Origin of the sequence: Candidatus Pantoea soli, from assembly GCF_007833795.1 — a bacterium.
Classification (GTDB): domain Bacteria; phylum Pseudomonadota; class Gammaproteobacteria; order Enterobacterales; family Enterobacteriaceae; genus Pantoea; species Pantoea soli.
Window position 1 is genome coordinate 1,012,278 of record NZ_CP032702.1, and the last position, 17,778, is coordinate 1,030,055.

The following is a 17,778-nucleotide window of genomic DNA, read 5'->3' on the forward strand; positions in this document are numbered from 1 at the left end:
CAACCTGCAGTGGCTGTCAGACACAAGGAGGAAACAGCATGTTCAAATCAACATTTCATGCCTTATGCATCACGCTGGCGCTGGGCGGTGCGGTTTATAGTGCCGGCGCAGCGGCGGCCGGACAAAGTGGAGACGTACCGGAGGTGGCGACGTCCACTGCGGCGGAGACGCAGGTCAGCATCAATCACGCCTCGGCCGAACAACTGGCCGCTGCGATGAACGGCATCGGCCTGAAAAAGGCCCAGGCCATTGTAAGCTATCGGGAGCAGTACGGGCCGTTCACGGAAGTGGCCCAGCTGAAAGAGGTGCCGGGTATTGGCAGCGCGCTGATTGAGCGCAACAGCAGCCGGCTGAAATTGTGAAGAGGCTCGCGACTCTGAAGGATTGGTAAAGCCTGTATTCAGGCTGTGCTATGCTCAACAGGTCCAACCAGTTGTCATTCTCAGCCTGAACAGGAGCAACCATGCAGACCACCATCAAAGTGCGCGGCTACCATCTGGATGTTTACCAGCACGTAAACAATGCGCGCTATCTGGAATTTCTTGAGGAGGCCCGCTGGCAGTGGCTGGAAGAGGTCGATGCATTTCACTGGCTGATGCAACAGCAGCTGGCGTTTGTGGTGGTGAATATCAACATCAACTACCGCCGTCCGGCAGTGCTGGGCGATGTGCTGCAGATAGAGAGTGAGGTTTCACAGCTGAACAGCAAAAGCGGCATTATCGCGCAGCGCGTGCTGTTGGACAGCGATCAGACAGTGGTGGTAGCCGATGCGCTGCTGACATTCGTCTGTATCGACCTGCGCACGCAGAAAGCGGTGCCGCTGGAAAGTGAACTGCGTGAGCGTTTATCCGCCCTGATGGCGGAGCACTCCTGACCGATCGCTGCCACGCCAGTCAGGAGCGCAGGCGGCAGTTAGCGCAGACCGCTTTTCTGCTTCATTGCCGCCATCACCGCTGCCGCATTCGCCTGATAATCAGCCAGGCCACGCGCGCGTAAATGACACGCCGCGCACTCTCCGCATCCGTCGCCGCGGATGCCGTTATAGCAGGTCAGGGTTTCAGCACGCACCAGCGGCAGCTGCTGCCAGTAGTCGGCCAGCGCCCAGGTTTCCGCTTTGTTCAGCCACATCAGCGGCGTTTCGAAGCGAATATGGCGGGCCATGCCAAGGCTGACCGCCTGGTTCAGCGCCTTCACAAACTCATCGCGGCAATCGGGATAGCCGGAGAAATCCGTTTCACATACGCCGGTGATGACCGCTTCCGCCTCAACCTGATAGGCATAAATGGCGGCCAGCGTCAGGAACAGAATATTCCGGCCCGGTACAAAGGTGCTGGGTAAGCCGCTGGCTTGCGGATCATAAGCCGGGACCGGAATGTTATCGCGCGTCAGACTGCTCACCGCCAGTTCATTGAGCAGCGTGACATCCAGCACTTTATGCGCCCGTGCGCCCAGTTTGTGTGCCAGCGCGGCAGCCACCTCGATCTCTTCACGGTGACGCTGACCGTAATCAAAGGTGACGCAGTGCACCTCATCATAATGCTGTAATGCCTGAACCAGGCAGGTAGTGGAATCTTGTCCGCCGCTGAAGACGACAACCGCTCGTTTCATTTTATCTTCCCCTTAAATCAGTCTGCTTATGGTACTGGCTCCGGCCGGGAGTGAACAGCACTGGCGATGTCAGGGGGCGAAATCCAGGCACGGGTAAAATCAAACCAGCCCAGCCGGTTCAGCTGGATACCCTCCACGCCGGGCGGGGCAGAGATCTGGTAGTGATAATTAAACAACGGCAGCAGATAACCTTCATGCATCAGCTGCTGAAACAGCTGGTGAAGCGCGGTTTCGCGCTGCGTGGCATCCGGCTGGCTGGCGATCGCGGCGAGCGCGGGCTGCAGCAGGGCAGCGCGCAGTGGCTGCCAGATAACTGCATTTTCCAGCCAGTTTGCCAGGGTGAAACGCGGGGCATCGCCAATCAAACGGTCGCCCATCACGAGGTCAGCCGTGCTGAGGTCGCTTTCATCATCCCAGCTTTTGACATCGTGAAACACGCAGGTGAGGGTGCAACCGTGTGCGGCCAGCAGCGTGACCAGCGCATCAGCCATAACGTGCAGCTCTACCGGCAGATGGTAATGCAGCGTCAGCGCCGGCGGCAGTGGCGCTGCTGTCGCGGCTACTTGCGGCACGGGCCAGCCAGGCAGCAGTTCTTCGCCAGGGGTTATCAGGCCTTCCTCCAGCGGTAGCTGGCGGATAACGCCGCTGCGCTGGATTAATGCAATCAGCGTTCGCGCCTGAGCGGCACTGAAATGCGCAGAGACCCGCGGAGCCAGATAGCAAAATCCCAGACTGGTACGGCGGTCAACCGGGCGCAGTGTGTCCAGCGCCTCGGGATCGCCAATCGCGATCTGAACCGGATGGCGGCAGCTGGTGCCAAGCCCCTGCGCAAACAGCCGGGGCGTAATCCAGTACTCTATTACCTGAATCAGCGGGCGCTGCAGATGCCAGCGGGCATGGCTCTCCAGCCGGACCAGCTCAGAGGAGAAATGGGCCAGTTTCCATGGCCCGCTGCCAATACCGGCAAGGGTTGGATGGGGCAGCAGGCAATACTGGTGCGCCAGACGCTGCGGCAGCCAGTAGTCGCGAGTATGCAGCTGAATACGCACCGCCAGCGGATGCGGCGCGTCGATCTGCGCCACAGCAGCGAGTAAGCGACGGCCCTGCGGCGTCGTCATGATGTGATGCAGCTGTGTCACCAGCTGCGCCGCCTGCACCGGGGTCTCGTTGTGCCAGCTCAGCTGCGGGCGCAGCCAGAAATACCATTCGCGGCCGCTGGCATCATGCTGCCAGTGGTGGGCGAGATCGCCTGTGACCGCTTCACCCTGAAAGCGCGTCAGCCCGGAAAACACCTGCCGTACCAGATGCTGCTCGGCGCGGCCGGTCAGCTGCAGCGGACGCAGCGTTTCCAGCGGGCGATAATAGGGGATGCGCAACACCGGCGCCTGGTTTTGCCACTGTCCGCCCATCAGCGGGCGTAGCATGTCCATCAGCTGTTCCGGCTGCAGTTCCAGTACCTGCAGTGCCTGTACGGCTTCACCGCTTGCCAGCTGGCGGGTAAGCAGCTGCTGGCGCAGCTGATCGGGCGAGACCAGAAACCGCAGTGCGCCCTGCCTGCCGCGGCCGGCTTCTCCCTGCCACTCAACCCAGCCCGCCGCCTGCCACTGACGCAGCAGCGTCCGCACATGCCGTTCACTGCAGAAGCAGCACTGCGCTATGCGGGCAACGCTGATATGCAGCGGCCCGCCCTGACTGTGTTGCCACAGACGCTGAAACTGGTTGACGCGATGAAGCTGACGCATAAGAAAAACCCGGAACAGTTTTGCAAAAGTATTCACTATTAGTTCCGTAATTACCAGGCGATAGTGAATACCTCACCCAGACAGGAGATGGCTATGGCTCGCCTTGCGGCATTTGATATGGATGGCACGCTATTACTGCCCACGCATCAGTTGGGCAGTGAGACGCTGGCCAGTCTGCACGCGTTGCATCAGCGCAATGTCACGCTGACGTTTGCTACCGGACGACATCTGCACGATATGCAGGCGCTGCGCGATCAGTTTACGCTGCCAGCCTGGCTGATTACCGGCAACGGCACACGCATTCATGATCCGGCGGGTAAACAGCTTTACGGCTGTGATTTGCCGCCCGCTGTGGCGGAAGAGGCCCTGCATCGCCACTGGCAGACGCCCGCTTCCGTGCACGTCTTCAACGATGAAGGCTGGTTTACCGATAAGCCGTTGCCCGGCATGCTGGAAGCGCATGCGATGAGCGGTTTTCATTATCAGCTGCGTGATTTACGCCGCATGCCGGCCCACAAAGTCACAAAAATCTGTTTTATTGCGCCGCATGCGATGCTGCTGGCGCTGAAAAGCGAGCTGGTACAGGCGCTGGGCGACCGCGCCAATATCTGTTTTTCTGCGTGGGATTGCCTGGAAGTGTTGCCGGTTGGCTGCCATAAAGGCGCGGCGCTGGCGCGGCTGTGCCAGCATCTGTCGCTGACGCTGGCAGAGTGCATGGCGTTTGGCGATGCCATGAACGATCGTGAAATGCTGGAGCAGGTAGGGAAGGGCTTCATCATGGCCAACGCCATGCACCAGCTGAAAGCGTCCCTGCCACATTTACCGGTTATCGGTCATTGCGAGACACAGGCTGTGTCTCACTATCTCAATCACTGGATGACGACCCCCCACCTCGCTTATTCCCCCGAATGCTGAGGCTTACAGTGAACCGGACGGGATGTCCGGTTTTTTTATTGCAGTGCCCGCTGCCAGGCGCTGATATCGCCGATGTGTTCTGCCACCCACTGCGGGTTGTAATAGGTATCCGGATAGCGTTCGCCGCTATCGCACAGTAGCGTAACCAGCGATCCCTGTTCGCCCTGCGCCCGCATCCTGCTGGCGACCTGCATCATGCCCCAGAAATTGGTGCCGGTTGAGGCGCCCGGCCGACGACCCAGAATGGTTTCCAGCTGCAGCATCGCGGCGACGGTCGCGCCATCCGGCACCTTCATCATTTCGTCAATCACGTCCGGTAAAAAAGAGGGTTCAACGCGCGGACGACCAATGCCTTCAATCAGGCTGCCACGGGCACTGCGCAGGGTTTTGTCACGGCTGTGCCAGTAATCAAAAAACACTGAATGCTGCGGATCCACCACCAGCAGGCGCGTGTCATGGCCCTGATAGCGGATATAGCGTCCCAGCGTGGCCGACGTACCGCCGGTGCCGGCACTCATGATCAGCGTATGCGGAACGGGAAACGGCTCATGCGCCATCTGCCGAAAAATGCTTTCGGCAATGTTGTTATTGCCGCGCCAGTCGGTGGCGCGTTCGGCATAGGTGAACTGGTCCATAAAGTGTCCGTTCAGCTCGCGCGCCAGCCGCTCTGATTCGCTGTACAGCTGGCAAGGATCGGCCACAAAGTGGCATTCGCCGCCGTAGAAGCGAATCATCTCAATTTTGCGTTTTGCCGTGCTGGCCGGCATGACGGCAATAAACGGCAGGCCAAGCAGGCGCGCAAAATAGGCTTCCGACACGGCGGTGCTGCCGGACGAGGCTTCAATAACCGGCGTATTTTCCCGAATCCAGCCGTTAGCCAGACCATACAGAAACAGCGAACGCGCCAGGCGATGTTTCAGACTGCCGCTGGGATGCGTGCTTTCATCCTTGAGATAAAAGCGGATACCGGGAAAATCCTCCAGCGTAAAGCGAATCAGGTGCGTATCCGCAGAGCGCTGAAAGTCGGCGTTGATTTCATTGATGGCGTGGCGAACCCATGGCGTCTGCATATGACCGTTCCGTGATAATAACTGCGCCCAGTGTACGGCACTGGCAGGAAAAAGAGGTTGCTAAAAGCACGCTATAATGGCGGATTAAGAGAAAATTTTTCTCCTGAGGTCGCTGATGACAGATAAAACTGACCGCAAACTGCTGGCAATGCTGCAGCAGGACTGCACGCTGTCGCTGCAGGCGCTGGCGGATGCGGTAAACCTGACGACAACACCGTGCTGGAAACGCCTGAAAAAACTGGAAGATGATGGCATCATTCGTGCGCGCGTAGCGCTGCTGGATAAAGAGAAGATTGGACTTTCGCTTACCGCCTTTATGCTGATCAAAACCCAGCAGCACAGCAGCGACTGGTTTCAGCAGTTTGTCGCCGTGGTGAAGCCCATGCCGGAAGTGATGGCCTTTTATCGTATGGCCGGCGAATACGATTATCTGCTGCGCATTCAGGTTGCAGACATGAAGAGCTACGACGCCTTTTATAAACGGCTGGTTAATGGCGTACCTGGCCTGATAGATGTGACCTCCAGCTTCGCCATGGAAGAAATTAAATACACCACCGCTTTGCCGGTAGCGCCCTGAACGGGCAGAAACAGAGACTCTCTTGTGCGACTATTCAGCCAGTTAAGTTGGTATTTTTTGCGCGAGTGGCGCCGCTATCTCGGTGCCATCAGCTTGCTTATTCTTATTGCGCTGCTGCAGCTGCTGCCGCCCCATCTGGTGGGCGTGATTGTTGACGGCGTCACGCAACATACGCTCAGCACCGGACAAATCCTGATGTGGATCGGCGTGATGCTGGTGACGGCCGTGCTGGTGTATCTGCTGCGTTACGTATGGCGCGTGCTGCTGTTTGGCGCCTCCTACCAGCTGGCAGTGGAACTGCGCGAAGATTTTTACCGGCAGCTCAGCCGCCAGCACCCGGCATTTTATCTGCGCCACCGCACCGGAGACCTGATTGCGCGCGCCACCAATGACGTGGATCGCGTGGTATTTGCCGCCGGTGAAGGGGTGCTGACGCTGGTGGATTCTCTGGTCATGGGACTGGTGGTGCTGGCGGTCATGAGCGTGCAGATTAGCGGGACGCTGACGCTGCTGGCGCTGATTCCGATGCCAATCATGGCGCTGGTAATTCAGAAAGATGGCGCGCGCCTGCACAACCGTTTCAAAGTGGCGCAGGCGGCGTTTTCCAGCCTTAACGATCAGACGCAGGAGAGCCTGACCAGTATTCGTATGATTAAAGCGTTTGGCCTGGAGGATCACCAGTCGCGTCAGTTCGCCGATATTGCCAGCGACACCGGCCGGAAGAATCTGCATGTGGCGCGGGTGGATGCGCGTTTCGATCCCACCATTTATATCGCCGTGGGGTTTTCTAACCTGCTGGCGATTGCCGGCGGCGGCTGGATGGTCTGGCAGGGTTCGCTGACGCTCGGTCAGCTCACCAGCTTTGTGATGTACCTTGGTCTGATGATCTGGCCGATGCTGGCGCTGGCGTGGATGATCAACATCGTTGAGCGCGGCAGTGCGGCCTGGAGCCGTATCCGCGCGCTGCTGGCAGAAGCCCCGGCGGTGCAGGATGGCGAACAAGGACTGCCGGATACGCCCGGCACGCTGCAGGTGGCCATTCGCGCGTTTCACTATCCGGCCACGTCGCTGCCGGCGCTGAGCCAGGTGCATTTCCAGCTCAGACCGGGGCAAATGCTTGGCCTGTGCGGCCCGACCGGCTGTGGCAAAAGCACGCTGCTGAGCCTGATTCAGCGCCATTTCGATGTCGATGAGGGCAATATCCGCTATCACGATCGGCCCCTGCCGGCATTGCAGCTGGACAGCTGGCGCAGCCGCCTTGCAGTGGTCAGCCAGACGCCGTTTTTGTTCTCTGATAGCGTGGCCAGCAACCTGGCGCTCGGCCGGCCAGATGCGACGCAGCAGGAGATTGAGCGCGTGGCGAAAATGGCCTGCGTGCATGAGGACATTCTGCGTCTGCCGCAGGGCTATGACACGGAAGTGGGCGAGCGCGGCGTGATGCTCTCCGGCGGACAGAAACAGCGTATTGCGATTGCGCGTGCGCTGCTGCTGGAGGCGGAGATCCTGATTCTGGACGATGCGCTCTCCGCGGTGGATGGCCGCACCGAACATGACATTCTGCATAACCTGCGCCAGTGGGGCCGGGGACGCACGCTGATTATCAGCGCGCACCGGCTCTCCGCACTGACCGAAGCCAGTGAAATTCTGGTGCTGCAGCAGGGCGCGGTGGCGCAACGCGGCGATCATGACACGCTGGCCGCCACGCCAGGCTGGTATCGGGATATGTATCGTTATCAGCAGCTGGAAGCCGCACTGGATGACGATGAGGGATCAGAAGGAGCAAACCGTGGCTAAGTCTCAACGTTTATGGCCTACGCTGAAACGCCTGCTGGCGTATGGCCGGCCGTGGCGCAGGTCGCTGTGGCTGGCGGTCGGCATGTTGTGGATTGCCGCAGCGGCAGAAGTCACCGGCCCGATTCTGGTGAGTTATTTCATCGATAATCTGGTGGCAAAACACCAGATGCCGTGGGGCATTGTCGCCGGTCTGCTGGTGAGTTTTATTCTGCTGCAGCTGCTGGCGGCCGGGTTGCATTACTTCCAGGCGCTGCTGTTTAACCGCGCGGCGATTGGCGTGGTGCAGCAGCTGCGGGTGGATGTGATGAATGCGGCGCTGCGCCAGCCGCTGAGCGCCTTTGATACGCAGCCGGTCGGGCAGATTATTTCGCGCGTCACTAACGATACCGAAGTGATAAAAGATCTCTACGTGACGGTGGTGGCGACGGTGCTGCGCAGCGCTGCCCTGATCGGCGCAATGCTGGTGGCGATGTTTTCACTCGACTGGCGCATGGCGCTGGTGGCGATGATCATTTTCCCGCTGGTACTGAGCGTAATGCTGATTTATCAGCGCTACAGCACGCCCATCGCGCGCCGCGTACGCAGCTATCTGGCCGATATCAACAATGGCTTTAATGAAGTCATTAATGGCATGAGTGTGATCCAGCAGTTCCGCCAGCAGGCACGCTTCGGTGAGCGGATGCAGCAAGCCAGCCGCGCGCACTATCTGGCACGCATGGAGACGCTGCGGCTGGACGGTTTTTTACTGCGTCCGCTGCTGAGTCTGTTTTCGGCCCTGATCCTGTGCGGGCTGCTGATGCTGTTCAGCTTTGCCACGCCTGGCGTGTTTGAGGTCGGGGTGCTTTACGCCTTTATTACCTATCTGGGCCGCCTCAATGAGCCGCTGATTGAGCTGACCACCCAGCAATCCATGCTGCAACAGGCGGTGGTATCGGGTGAACGGATTTTTGAGCTGATGGATGCGGCGCAGCAGGGTTACGGCACCGATCCCCGGCCGCTGGCCTCGGGTCGCATCACACTGCGCGACGTCAGCTTTGCCTATCGCGACGATCGCGATGTGCTGAGTCATATCAACCTTGAGGTCCCCGCGCGCGGGTTCGTGGCGCTGGTCGGGCATACCGGCAGCGGCAAAAGCACGCTGGCAAATCTGCTGATGGGATACTACCCGGTCACGCGCGGCAGCATCGAGCTGGATGGTCGCCCACTGCCGCAGCTGTCGCATGATGCGCTGCGCGCCAGCGTGGCGATGGTGCAGCAGGACCCGGTGGTGCTGGCGGATACGCTGCTGGCTAACGTTCAGCTGGGACGCCCCATCCCGGAAGCGCAGGTATGGCAGGCGCTGGAAGCCGTACAGCTGGCACCGCTGGCGCGCGCGTTGCCGGACGGTATCCATACCCGGCTGGGTGAGCAGGGCAATAATTTGTCGGTCGGCCAGAAGCAGCTGCTGGCGCTGGCGCGTGTGCTGGTGTCGCTGCCCCACATCCTGATTCTGGATGAAGCCACTGCCAACATCGATTCCGGCACCGAGCAGGCCATCCAGCAGGCGCTGCGTACGCTGCGTCAGCACAGCACCCTGGTTGTGATCGCGCATCGCCTTTCGACCATCACGGAAGCCGATCAGATTCTGGTGCTGCATCGCGGTCAGGTGGTGGAGCGGGGTACCCATAGTCAGCTGCTGGCGCAGCAGGGGCGTTACTGGCAAATGTATCAGCTGCAACAGGCCGGCGATGAACTTGCAGCGGGCATCCCCGCCGCGTCAGAGGCCTGATCTGCACCTTTTTTGTTCATGTTTATCGGAATGTTCTGAACGGATGCACTCCTTTGAGGCTGTAAGCACCAAAGGAGTGCATAAAAGCAACATTTCGCTGCCTTTCTTTCCCGCCTGTCGTCGGACTGCTGTGCGCTGAAGCGCAGCAGTCCGCCTCTGTCCGCAAAACCCGCGTAGTCAGTCAGTTATGGCACAGCCTTTGCTTAGAACTCTGCGTGTCCGCAAAGACTCACTTATTTTAATCCGGAGGGGAACGTATGAAGCTGGTTACCGTGGTAATCAAACCATTCAAGCTGGAGGACGTGCGTGAAGCTTTATCCTCCATTGGCATTCAGGGTCTGACCGTATCGGAAGTGAAAGGCTTCGGGCGTCAGAAAGGCCATGCAGAACTGTATCGCGGTGCTGAATACAGCGTTAACTTCCTGCCAAAAGTAAAAATTGATATTGCGATTGCAGACGACCAGCTGGATGAAGTGGTCGATGTCATCAGCAAAGCCGCTTACACCGGCAAAATTGGCGACGGCAAAATTTTCGTCGCGGAACTGCAGCGCGTCATTCGTATCCGTACCGGCGAAACCGACGAAGCCGCACTGTAACTGGGGCTCTGAATTGTGATGGGATGGAAAGAGATGAATAAAGTCATGACCAAGTTGGGCCTCACCAGCCTGGCGTTGTTACCTTCTCTGGCAATGGCGGCTGCACCGGCCGTGGCCGACAAGGCAGATAACGCGTTTATGATGATTTGTACTGCGCTGGTCCTGTTTATGAGCATTCCGGGCATTGCGCTGTTTTATGGCGGCCTGATTCGCGGCAAAAACGTGCTGTCGATGCTGACGCAGGTCGCGGTCACCTTTTCGCTGGTGTGCGTGCTGTGGGTGGTGTATGGCTACTCGCTGGCGTTCAGCACCGGTAACGCCTTCTTCGGTGATTTCCAGTGGGCGATGCTCAAGAACATCGAACTGAAAGCGGTGATGGGCAGCTTCTATCAGTACATTCATGTGGCGTTTCAGGCTTCGTTTGCCTGCATCACCGTCGGCCTGATTGTCGGTGCCATTGCAGAACGTATTCGCTTCTCTGCGGTGCTGATTTTTGTTGGTGTCTGGCTGACGCTCTCCTACCTGCCGATTGCGCATATGGTATGGGGCGGCGGTTATCTGGCACAGGATGGCGCGCTGGATTTTGCCGGCGGGACCGTGGTGCACATCAATGCGGCGGTTGCCGGCTTGGTGGGCGCATACCTGGTGGGCAAACGTGCGGGCTTTGGCAAAGAGGCGTTCAAACCGCATAACCTGCCGATGGTATTCCTTGGCACGGCGATCCTGTATGTCGGCTGGTTCGGTTTCAACGCCGGTTCGGCTTCCGCTGCCAATGAAATCGCTGCGCTGGCTTTCGTCAATACCGTGGTCGCCACGGCGGGTGCGGTGCTGTCATGGGTGTTTGGTGAGTGGGCGATGCGCGGCAAGCCTTCGCTGCTGGGCGCCTGTTCCGGCTTTATCGCGGGTCTGGTCGCCATTACGCCAGCCTGTGGTTATGTGGGCGTCGGCGGCGCGCTGATCATCGGTCTGGCCGGCGGCCTGGCGGGTATCTGGGGCGTCACCACCCTGAAAAGATGGCTGCGCGTGGATGACCCGTGCGATGTGTTCGGCGTGCACGGTGTCTGTGGCATCCTCGGCTGCATCCTGACCGGCGTTTTCGCCTCCTCTTCGCTGGGCGGCGTAGGCTACGCAGAAGGCGTCACCATGGGTCATCAGGTATGGATTCAGGTGTTCAGCTGCATCGTTACGGTGGTCTGGTCCGGCGTGGTGGCATTCATCGGCTTTAAGCTGGCCGACCTGATTGTGGGCCTGCGCGTACCGGAAGAGCAGGAGCGCGAAGGTCTGGATGTCAACAGCCACGGCGAGAATGCTTATAACCAGTAACGGTGGCTGACGAAAGTCACCTTACTGATGCACTGCAGGGGCGAGCGTATCGCCCCTTTTTTTATGCTTCGCGCTGCCGCATTACGCCTTCCTGCACCGTGGTCGCAACCAGCGTGCCGTCCTGGCTATAAAATTCACCGCGGACAAAACCGCGCGCGCCGGACGCCGAGGTGCTGACCACGCTGTAGAGCAGCCATTCCGAGAGATCAAACGGTCGGTGGAACCACATGGAGTGGTCAATGGTGGCCACCTGCATATCGGGCTCGAGAAAACCTTTGCCATGCGGCTGCAGCGCCACCGGCAGGAAGTTGAGATCGGACGCATAGCCCAGCAGATACTGGTGGATACGTCGATCGTCCGGCAGCTGGCCGTTGGCGCGAATCCACACCTGGCGCATTGGCTCATCCACCCGGCCTTTCAGCGGATTGTGAATCTGTACCGGCCGGATATCCAGCGGTCGCTCAGCAAGAAATTTCTCTTTGAGCTTAAGGGGCAGGTGGGCTGCCAGCTTTTTTGCCAGATCCTGCTCCGAGGGAAGGTGGTCCGGGCCGGGCACCTGCGGCATGCTGTTCTGATGCTCAAAGCCGCTTTCCGGGGCCTGGAAAGAGGCCGTCATGTAGAAAATAGGCTGCCCGTTCTGTACCGCACTGACGCGACGCGCGCTGAAGCTTTTACCGTCGCGCAGGGTTTCCACGTCGTAAATGATCGCTTTCTGGCTGTCACCCGGACGCAGAAAATAGCTGTGAAAAGAGTGAATAATACGGGCTTCCGGGACCGTCTGTTTAGCGGCATACAGTGCCTGACCCACGACCTGGCCGCCAAATACCTGACGCAGGCCCAGGTCTTCGCTTTGACCGCGAAAGAGTCCTTCTTCCAGTTTTTCCAGATTCAGTAACGTAAGCAGGTTGTTCAGTGCCTGGCTCATAGCAATTCCTCAACGTGAGCGATGGCGCAAGTGTGAAAGATCCGACCAGTTTGCGCAACGTTTTTGCTGTCGTTTCAGTAGCCTGGCCGCGTTTCAGGCGCAATGCGGATTTTTGTGCCAGAATTAACAACAATCGGCGGTTGAAAACCCAGCCAATCACTTCCCCGCCGACAATCATAGTGTTCATAAGGAGACGACATCAATGAAACTCTGGCATGTAATTAGCGGTATGACGCTCGCTGCGGCGATCACAGGGTGTGCCGACCACAGCAAGCCGGTGCCAACACCGACGCTGGGCTCAGCAGTTGCCGGACAGAAAGCCGCCATCGCGCAGCCAAACGTAAGTGGGTCAGTCTATATTCGTCAGCGCATTGCGCTGCCGCCGGATGCGGTGCTGACCGTCACGCTGGCTGACGCTTCTCTGGCGGATGCGCCATCAAAAGTGCTGTCGCAGCGCGTGGTGCGTACTGAAGGGAAGCAGGCGCCGTTCCAGTTTATCCTGCCATTCAATCCGGCGGATATTAAGCCGGACGCCCGCATTCTGCTGAGCGCGGCCATTTCGGTTGACGGCAAGCTGGCCTTTATCACTGATACGGTGAAACCCGTGATTAATCAGGGCGGCACCAAAGCAGAACTGTTACTGGTGCCGGTAGCGAATATGGCGATGCCTACGCAGCCTGGCGCGGCAACCACCGTACCTTCGACTTCACCGACGCAGGTAACACCTTCGGCTTCCGTTCCGGCGCCGACGCAGATGTAATAATCCAGTCCGCTGACGTCGCCATGAACGTAAAACCGTCATGACGGCGTCATCGCTGTTTATCCGGCACGCGCGGTATGCGGTGCGTGCCGGTTTCTTTCATCACTACCTTCAGCGTGCGCGGTCAGCGGTCATACTCCCAGCGATATTTATCCAGCGCGATCTCTCCGGCATCACTGACCTCAATCCCTTCCGCTTCCAGCGCGTCGCGCTGACGAAACAGATCGTCGCCCTGCAGGGAGATGCGACCGTGACGATTGATCACGCGAAACCACGGCAGCGTACTGCCGGCTGGCAAGCGGCGCAGAACACCGCCGACCTGACGCGCCGCGCGCGGAGAACCCGCCAGCAGCGCAACATCGCCGTAGGTGGTGACCTTACCCGGGGGAATGGCGGCAACAATGTGCCAGACGCGTTCAGAGAAGTTGCTTTGTTCGCTCATTAAACCGCTCGTTCATCACCAGAAAGGCGCCACTTTAGCATGGGGCGCGTCCCGGAAACCGGGATTCGCCGCCCGTCTGTTCAAGAAAACAACGGTTGCCCGGCGTGCGCTTGCAATTGAAAGGGGCTTCCCCGATAATGCCTGCGCTCTCGAAATGAGGGCTTATCAATGGAGGCCCTGTTGGTTCTCCCGCAACGCTAACTTGTGAACTCGGTCAGGTCCGGAAGGAAGCAGCCGCAGCAGGCGACGCGTGTGCCGGGATGTAGCTGGCAGGGCCTCCACCCATTCTGCTCCCCGTAAACTCACGATAAAAGCGCACAACAGCTTGCTGGCACTCCTTTGCCAATGATTTCCTGTTCAGGGCGATAACGTTACGAAGCGGTCAGAAGGGCAAAACCTAGCGGACGTATTTCCAGACAGAACCGGGCACTTTGTCATAGAGCTTATTCATGGTCAGCTCCGCCAGACGGTGATCGGCTGCGGAATAGAACACCGCTAACTCGTCGTCAGATAATTCATACTTATTTTTTTCAATCACCCGTTCAAGGGTATCAATCGAGCGACAGCGGCGCAGTCGCATTAAATAGTCAGTTTTTGTCAGGGCTTGGTTGTTCATAAATAAACCGGTCTCACTCTGATGCTAAAAGGAATGGCTGGGTTGCTGGAGATAAGCGCACTCTTCGGCAAACAGATTAAATAAGCGTTTGGCTGAACGTTGCCAGCGCTGAAGATCCTGAGTATTGATGCCATAACTGCTGAACAGCATAAAGGTATCATCAAGATATTCATCAATTTGCGTAATCAGCGCTTCATCTTCAACATGCTTAATTTTGTAATTCATTGTGAAAGAGGCGATATGCTCAATTAAATCGTTGAGCTGTAAATTGCCTGGAGATGTCGGGTCATTAACCCAGCCGTGGTGGCTGTCTGTTAATGTCGCCATACTCTCGTCAGACAGGTTCTCACACAGAAATTTAAGCTGGGCAATATCATGCCGTTTCGGTGAGTATTCGTCCATCTTTTTCCCCTCCATAGCGAGCACAGTTACCGCAACGCGGCGAGAATTGGAAAAGCTACCAGGGAGCGATCACGAATAAAAAGAATTCAGCGACCTTTTAAAGATAATCCACAATCATTAGTTTTGCTCACCCAATTACTAAATATTACAATTCGTCTGCAGGTGATGGGCGGGTATTGTCGATCACCTCAAACACCAGCGAACCGGCGGCAATCCGGAACATAACTTCTTCGCTTCGGGTAAAGGTTTCATTTAAATCCAGGCAGGGATTAAATAAATTCCACGTAAAATCGTAAAGCATTTTAAATCGATTGTGACCGCATGGCTGTATGGAATTTATCTTAAAACTGTCCGTAACTAATTTGGCATTTTGAGAATACCACTGGAGGTCGCCTGCCAGCGCGTCCGCTATTTTGAGAATATTCTCCTGAATCAGACGCTGCAGTTTGCCGCAGTCCGCTTCATCAGCGGCAATATCACTATGAATAATAGCCTGCATTTAACATCCCGTAAAAAGAGAGGATGTTTCTATCATTGTGATTTCATCAGAACAAAGCAAGTCGCCATTAAACAGAATGGGCGATTGTTGCGATAAGCCGTGGCAGCAGGCATGAAAAACCAATGCGTTACACGCCGATGTGCTGCCTGCATTCAACTTTTGAAACACTTTAGACCCGGTACAACCGCGCCCGCATCAGGTATGTTAATTGTTATGTTATAACATTAATGGGAAAGCGATGAAATTCAGTGGACTTCTTCTTTCGCTGCCAGCCCGCCTGGGGATGATGCTGCTGCTGTGCGCGGTGCTGGCGCTGGCGCTGTTCTGGGGCATGCAGCCATGATGCGGTTTGAGCAGCTGCAGGGCGGCTATCAGGGCAGGGCGGTGACGCCGGTTGTCAGCGGGACGCTGGCGGCGGGCAGCATGACCGCGCTGACCGGTGCAAACGGCAGCGGTAAATCAACTTTGCTGCGAACGATGGCGGGCTTACTGCCGCCGGTTGCGGGCCGGTTTGAATGCCAGGTACCGCGCAAGGCGCTGGGCTGGATGCCTCAGCGCAGTGAGCTGGAAACCCGCTTCCCGCTCACGGTCTATGAGCTGGTTGCCACCGGCTGCTGGCCGCGCTGCGGCTGGTTCGGTGGCATTAACCGTGCACTACGGCAGGAGATTGATGCCGCGCTGGAGGCGGTGCAGATGCGCGCCTTTGCTGCGGCGCAGCCCGCGACACTCTCCGGTGGCCAGCTGCAGCGTGTGCTGTTCGCCCGGCTGATGCTGCAGCAAAGCCAAATCTGGCTCCTGGATGAGCCTTTTAACGGCATCGATACGGCAACGACCCGCCTGCTGATGTCCATTCTGCAGCAGCAGCAGCGGGCCGGTACCACGCTGCTGGTGGTTCTGCACGACCGCACGTTAGTCACGCGCTACTTCAGCAGCGTACTCAGGCTGGATAGCGGCGGTACGGTGCATACGCCGCCGCGCGGCGGGGTGGCGTCATGACGCTGCTGCAGCCGTTTATCGAATTTGGTTTTATGCGTCGGGCATGGGTGGCGTGCCTGGCGCTGGCCGTCAGCGCGACCCCGCTTGGCGTTTTTCTCTCTTTACGTCGCATGAGCCTGATCGGTGATGCGCTGTCCCATGCGGTACTGCCGGGTGCCGCTATCGGTTATCTGCTCTCCGGGCTGTCGCTGGTGGCGATGGGGATTGGCGGACTGATTGCCGGCCTGGCAGTCGCGCTGCTTTCCGGCGCAGTAAGCCGATACACGCCGTTAAAAGAGGATGCCAGCTTCTCTGGTTTTTACCTCGGCTCGCTGGCGCTTGGCGTCACGCTGGTTTCGCTGCGCGGTTCGGGCGTGGATTTGCTGCATGTGCTGTTTGGTTCGCTGCTGGCAGTGGATAACGCCGCCATGCTGCTGGTGGGCGGCATTGCGGCTGTGACGCTGCTGGTGCTGGCACTGATTTTTCGCCCGCTGGTGATTGACGCTTTCGATCCGGATTTCCTGCGCGCGCAGGGTAAATGGAGTGCACCGCTGGTACACGGGCTTTTTTTGCTGCTGGTGGTGCTCAATCTGGTGGCCGGCTTTCAGGTGCTGGGCACGCTGATGTCGGTAGGCCTGATGATGCTGCCTGCTACCAGCGCCCGTTTCTGGAGCCGTCATCTGCTCAGCCTGCTTGGGATTGCGATGCTGCTGGCCATCGTGGCGGCGCTGGCTGGTCTGCTGCTGTCATGGCACTTCGCGCTGCCGGCGGGCCCGGCCGTAGTACTGAGCGCGGCGCTGCTGTTTTTACTCTCGGTGCTGGCAGGGCCCTGTGGCGGCCTGCTGCGTCGCTAACCAACAGCCACAAGGAGACAAACATGAAAAGATTACCGCTGAGTCTGGCGCTGGGCGCCATGCTGGTCAGTCCGCTGAGCCTGGCGAAAACGGTGGAGGCCGTCGCCAGCTTCACGGTGCTGGCCGATATCGTTAAACAGGTGGGCGGCGATCGCGTCCACGTGAAATCGCTGGTGGGGCCAAATGGCGATCCGCATACCTTTGAGCCGACACCGCAGGACAGCCAGGCACTCGCCGGCGCGCAGGTCGTCTTCGTCAGCGGGCTGGGGCTGGAGGGCTGGATGGATCGCCTGATTAGCGCTTCTGGCTACAGGGGCAGGGTGGTCGTGGCCTCATCCGGGATAAACAGCCGGACCATGGACGAAGAGGGCAAAACCATTACCGATCCGCATGCGTGGAACAGCATGCAAAACGGCGTGATCTATGCCACCAATGTGATGAACGCGCTCATCCGCGTCGATCCCGACGATGCGGCGACGTTCCGGCAGCGCGGAGCGCACTATATTCAGCAGCTGCAGTCGCTGGACCACTGGGCGAAAACCGCATTTGCCGCTGTACCACCGGAAAAACGCAAGGTGCTGACCAGCCATGATGCGTTTGGCTATTTCGGGCAGCGCTATGGCGTCACCTTCCTTGCCCCGGTGGGCTTTTCAACCGAAGCGGAGGCCAGCGCCAGTGATATGGCGGCCATCATCAGGCAGCTGAAGGCGGAACAGATTCACACCTATTTTATGGAGAACCAGACCGATCCGCGCCTGGTGCAGCAAATTGCTCATGAAACCGGCGCACAGCCGGGTGGGGAACTCTATCCGGAGGCGCTGTCAGAGGCAAACGGTCCGGCTGCCACCTATACGGCCGCGTTCCGCCACAATGTGGATGCCATGCTGCAATCCATGAAGCCATAAAAAAGGC

At 58.3% G+C, this 17,778-nt stretch carries 20 protein-coding genes and 1 other RNA gene; 13 read left to right on the plus strand and 8 right to left on the minus strand.

All coding sequences use genetic code 11. The features are described from left to right. Positions 1-38 precede the first annotated feature (38 nt). A complete protein-coding gene (locus tag D8B20_RS04590) occupies positions 39-362 on the plus strand; it encodes a ComEA family DNA-binding protein (protein WP_145887559.1) in 324 nt (107 codons plus the stop codon). Between the two features lie 101 nt (positions 363-463). Further along, entirely contained in the window at positions 464-874 is a 411-nt protein-coding gene (locus D8B20_RS04595; RefSeq protein WP_145887562.1) for an acyl-CoA thioesterase, read from the plus strand. A 38-nt stretch (positions 875-912) separates the two neighbouring features. Here the strand turns inward: D8B20_RS04595 and queC are convergent, their stop codons facing one another. Continuing rightward, positions 913-1,608, minus strand: a complete 696-nt coding sequence (gene queC, locus D8B20_RS04600; protein ID WP_145887564.1) for a 7-cyano-7-deazaguanine synthase QueC — start codon at positions 1,606-1,608, stop codon at positions 913-915. Between the two features lie 26 nt (positions 1,609-1,634). Next, the gene (locus D8B20_RS04605) at positions 1,635-3,350 is read right to left on the minus strand and encodes an SgrR family transcriptional regulator (RefSeq protein ID WP_145887566.1); all 1,716 of its coding nucleotides are present in this window, start codon (positions 3,348-3,350) and stop codon (positions 1,635-1,637) included. A 93-nt stretch (positions 3,351-3,443) separates the two neighbouring features. Here D8B20_RS04605 and cof point away from each other — a divergent pair, with 93 nt between their 5' ends. Then, complete coding sequence (gene cof, locus D8B20_RS04610; protein WP_145887568.1) at positions 3,444-4,265, plus strand: HMP-PP phosphatase; 822 nt, start codon at positions 3,444-3,446, stop codon at positions 4,263-4,265. A 35-nt stretch (positions 4,266-4,300) separates the two neighbouring features. On the opposite strand, the gene D8B20_RS04615 is transcribed toward cof, so the two are convergent. Next, a complete protein-coding gene (locus D8B20_RS04615) occupies positions 4,301-5,335 on the minus strand; it encodes a PLP-dependent cysteine synthase family protein (RefSeq protein ID WP_145887570.1) in 1,035 nt (344 codons plus the stop codon). A 115-nt stretch (positions 5,336-5,450) separates the two neighbouring features. On the opposite strand from D8B20_RS04615, the gene D8B20_RS04620 reads away from it, so the two are divergent. From D8B20_RS04620 to amtB, 5 genes are all read left to right on the plus strand, one after another. Then, the gene (locus D8B20_RS04620) at positions 5,451-5,912 is read left to right on the plus strand and encodes an Lrp/AsnC family transcriptional regulator (protein WP_145887572.1); all 462 of its coding nucleotides are present in this window, start codon (positions 5,451-5,453) and stop codon (positions 5,910-5,912) included. Between the two features lie 24 nt (positions 5,913-5,936). Then, positions 5,937-7,706 (plus strand): SmdA family multidrug ABC transporter permease/ATP-binding protein, encoded by a 1,770-nt coding sequence (locus tag D8B20_RS04625; protein ID WP_145887574.1) that lies wholly within the window; start codon positions 5,937-5,939, stop codon positions 7,704-7,706. Beyond that, positions 7,699-9,474 (plus strand): SmdB family multidrug efflux ABC transporter permease/ATP-binding protein, encoded by a 1,776-nt coding sequence (locus D8B20_RS04630; protein WP_145887576.1) that lies wholly within the window; start codon positions 7,699-7,701, stop codon positions 9,472-9,474. Before D8B20_RS04625 ends, D8B20_RS04630 begins: the two co-directional genes overlap by 8 nt. A gap of 257 nt (positions 9,475-9,731) precedes the next feature. Continuing rightward, complete coding sequence (gene glnK / locus D8B20_RS04635) at positions 9,732-10,070, plus strand: P-II family nitrogen regulator (RefSeq protein WP_003850469.1); 339 nt, start codon at positions 9,732-9,734, stop codon at positions 10,068-10,070. Between the two features lie 33 nt (positions 10,071-10,103). Continuing rightward, positions 10,104-11,393: an ammonium transporter AmtB gene (gene amtB, locus D8B20_RS04640; RefSeq protein ID WP_145887578.1), complete on the plus strand. Its 1,290-nt coding sequence runs from the start codon at positions 10,104-10,106 to the stop codon at positions 11,391-11,393. Between the two features lie 61 nt (positions 11,394-11,454). Here the strand turns inward: amtB and tesB are convergent, their stop codons facing one another. Next, a complete protein-coding gene (gene tesB, locus D8B20_RS04645; RefSeq protein ID WP_145887580.1) occupies positions 11,455-12,318 on the minus strand; it encodes an acyl-CoA thioesterase II in 864 nt (287 codons plus the stop codon). Between the two features lie 202 nt (positions 12,319-12,520). Here tesB and D8B20_RS04650 point away from each other — a divergent pair, with 202 nt between their 5' ends. Beyond that, the gene (locus D8B20_RS04650; protein WP_145887582.1) at positions 12,521-13,078 is read left to right on the plus strand and encodes a YbaY family lipoprotein; all 558 of its coding nucleotides are present in this window, start codon (positions 12,521-12,523) and stop codon (positions 13,076-13,078) included. A 124-nt stretch (positions 13,079-13,202) separates the two neighbouring features. Here D8B20_RS04650 and D8B20_RS04655 read toward each other — a convergent pair whose 3' ends face one another. Continuing rightward, positions 13,203-13,520 carry an MGMT family protein gene (locus D8B20_RS04655; protein WP_145887584.1) on the minus strand — a complete coding sequence of 106 codons (318 nt, stop codon included), beginning with the start codon at positions 13,518-13,520 and terminating at the stop codon, positions 13,203-13,205. Between the two features lie 178 nt (positions 13,521-13,698). Between D8B20_RS04655 and ffs the strand changes: the two genes are divergently transcribed. Beyond that, positions 13,699-13,795: signal recognition particle sRNA small type (ffs, locus tag D8B20_RS04660), an RNA gene on the plus strand. Positions 13,796-13,917: 122 nt separating this feature from the next. Here the strand turns inward: ffs and D8B20_RS04665 are convergent. From D8B20_RS04665 to D8B20_RS04675, 3 genes are all read right to left on the minus strand, one after another. Continuing rightward, positions 13,918-14,136: an HHA domain-containing protein gene (locus D8B20_RS04665; protein ID WP_145887586.1), complete on the minus strand. Its 219-nt coding sequence runs from the start codon at positions 14,134-14,136 to the stop codon at positions 13,918-13,920. Between the two features lie 24 nt (positions 14,137-14,160). After that, positions 14,161-14,538: an Hha toxicity modulator TomB gene (gene tomB, locus D8B20_RS04670; protein ID WP_145887588.1), complete on the minus strand. Its 378-nt coding sequence runs from the start codon at positions 14,536-14,538 to the stop codon at positions 14,161-14,163. Positions 14,539-14,683: 145 nt separating this feature from the next. Further along, positions 14,684-15,037 carry a hypothetical protein gene (locus tag D8B20_RS04675; RefSeq protein WP_145887590.1) on the minus strand — a complete coding sequence of 118 codons (354 nt, stop codon included), beginning with the start codon at positions 15,035-15,037 and terminating at the stop codon, positions 14,684-14,686. A gap of 339 nt (positions 15,038-15,376) precedes the next feature. Between D8B20_RS04675 and D8B20_RS04680 the strand changes: the two genes are divergently transcribed. The 3 genes from D8B20_RS04680 to D8B20_RS04690 are packed head-to-tail and all read left to right on the plus strand — an operon-like array spanning position 15,377 to position 17,771. After that, positions 15,377-16,033, plus strand: a complete 657-nt coding sequence (locus D8B20_RS04680) for a metal ABC transporter ATP-binding protein (RefSeq protein ID WP_145887592.1) — start codon at positions 15,377-15,379, stop codon at positions 16,031-16,033. Then, a complete protein-coding gene (locus tag D8B20_RS04685; RefSeq protein ID WP_145887593.1) occupies positions 16,030-16,866 on the plus strand; it encodes a metal ABC transporter permease in 837 nt (278 codons plus the stop codon). Before D8B20_RS04680 ends, D8B20_RS04685 begins: the two co-directional genes overlap by 4 nt. A 23-nt stretch (positions 16,867-16,889) precedes the next feature. Then, on the plus strand, positions 16,890-17,771 hold the full coding sequence (locus tag D8B20_RS04690) for a metal ABC transporter substrate-binding protein (RefSeq protein WP_145887595.1): 882 nt from the start codon (positions 16,890-16,892) through the stop codon (positions 17,769-17,771). Positions 17,772-17,778 lie beyond the last annotated feature (7 nt).

Coding starts and splice junctions, on each gene's coding strand:
- D8B20_RS04590 (WP_145887559.1), top strand. CDS start 39: ATGTTCAAATCAACATTTCATGCCTTATGCATCACGCTGGCGCTGGGC.
- D8B20_RS04595 (WP_145887562.1), top strand. CDS start 464: ATGCAGACCACCATCAAAGTGCGCGGCTACCATCTGGATGTTTACCAG.
- queC (WP_145887564.1), bottom strand. CDS start 1,608: ATGAAACGAGCGGTTGTCGTCTTCAGCGGCGGACAAGATTCCACTACC.
- D8B20_RS04605 (WP_145887566.1), bottom strand. CDS start 3,350: ATGCGTCAGCTTCATCGCGTCAACCAGTTTCAGCGTCTGTGGCAACAC.
- cof (WP_145887568.1), top strand. CDS start 3,444: ATGGCTCGCCTTGCGGCATTTGATATGGATGGCACGCTATTACTGCCC.
- D8B20_RS04615 (WP_145887570.1), bottom strand. CDS start 5,335: ATGCAGACGCCATGGGTTCGCCACGCCATCAATGAAATCAACGCCGAC.
- D8B20_RS04620 (WP_145887572.1), top strand. CDS start 5,451: ATGACAGATAAAACTGACCGCAAACTGCTGGCAATGCTGCAGCAGGAC.
- glnK (WP_003850469.1), top strand. CDS start 9,732: ATGAAGCTGGTTACCGTGGTAATCAAACCATTCAAGCTGGAGGACGTG.
- amtB (WP_145887578.1), top strand. CDS start 10,104: ATGAATAAAGTCATGACCAAGTTGGGCCTCACCAGCCTGGCGTTGTTA.
- tesB (WP_145887580.1), bottom strand. CDS start 12,318: ATGAGCCAGGCACTGAACAACCTGCTTACGTTACTGAATCTGGAAAAA.
- D8B20_RS04650 (WP_145887582.1), top strand. CDS start 12,521: ATGAAACTCTGGCATGTAATTAGCGGTATGACGCTCGCTGCGGCGATC.
- D8B20_RS04655 (WP_145887584.1), bottom strand. CDS start 13,520: ATGAGCGAACAAAGCAACTTCTCTGAACGCGTCTGGCACATTGTTGCC.
- D8B20_RS04665 (WP_145887586.1), bottom strand. CDS start 14,136: ATGAACAACCAAGCCCTGACAAAAACTGACTATTTAATGCGACTGCGC.
- tomB (WP_145887588.1), bottom strand. CDS start 14,538: ATGGACGAATACTCACCGAAACGGCATGATATTGCCCAGCTTAAATTT.
- D8B20_RS04675 (WP_145887590.1), bottom strand. CDS start 15,037: ATGCAGGCTATTATTCATAGTGATATTGCCGCTGATGAAGCGGACTGC.
- D8B20_RS04680 (WP_145887592.1), top strand. CDS start 15,377: ATGATGCGGTTTGAGCAGCTGCAGGGCGGCTATCAGGGCAGGGCGGTG.
- D8B20_RS04685 (WP_145887593.1), top strand. CDS start 16,030: ATGACGCTGCTGCAGCCGTTTATCGAATTTGGTTTTATGCGTCGGGCA.
- D8B20_RS04690 (WP_145887595.1), top strand. CDS start 16,890: ATGAAAAGATTACCGCTGAGTCTGGCGCTGGGCGCCATGCTGGTCAGT.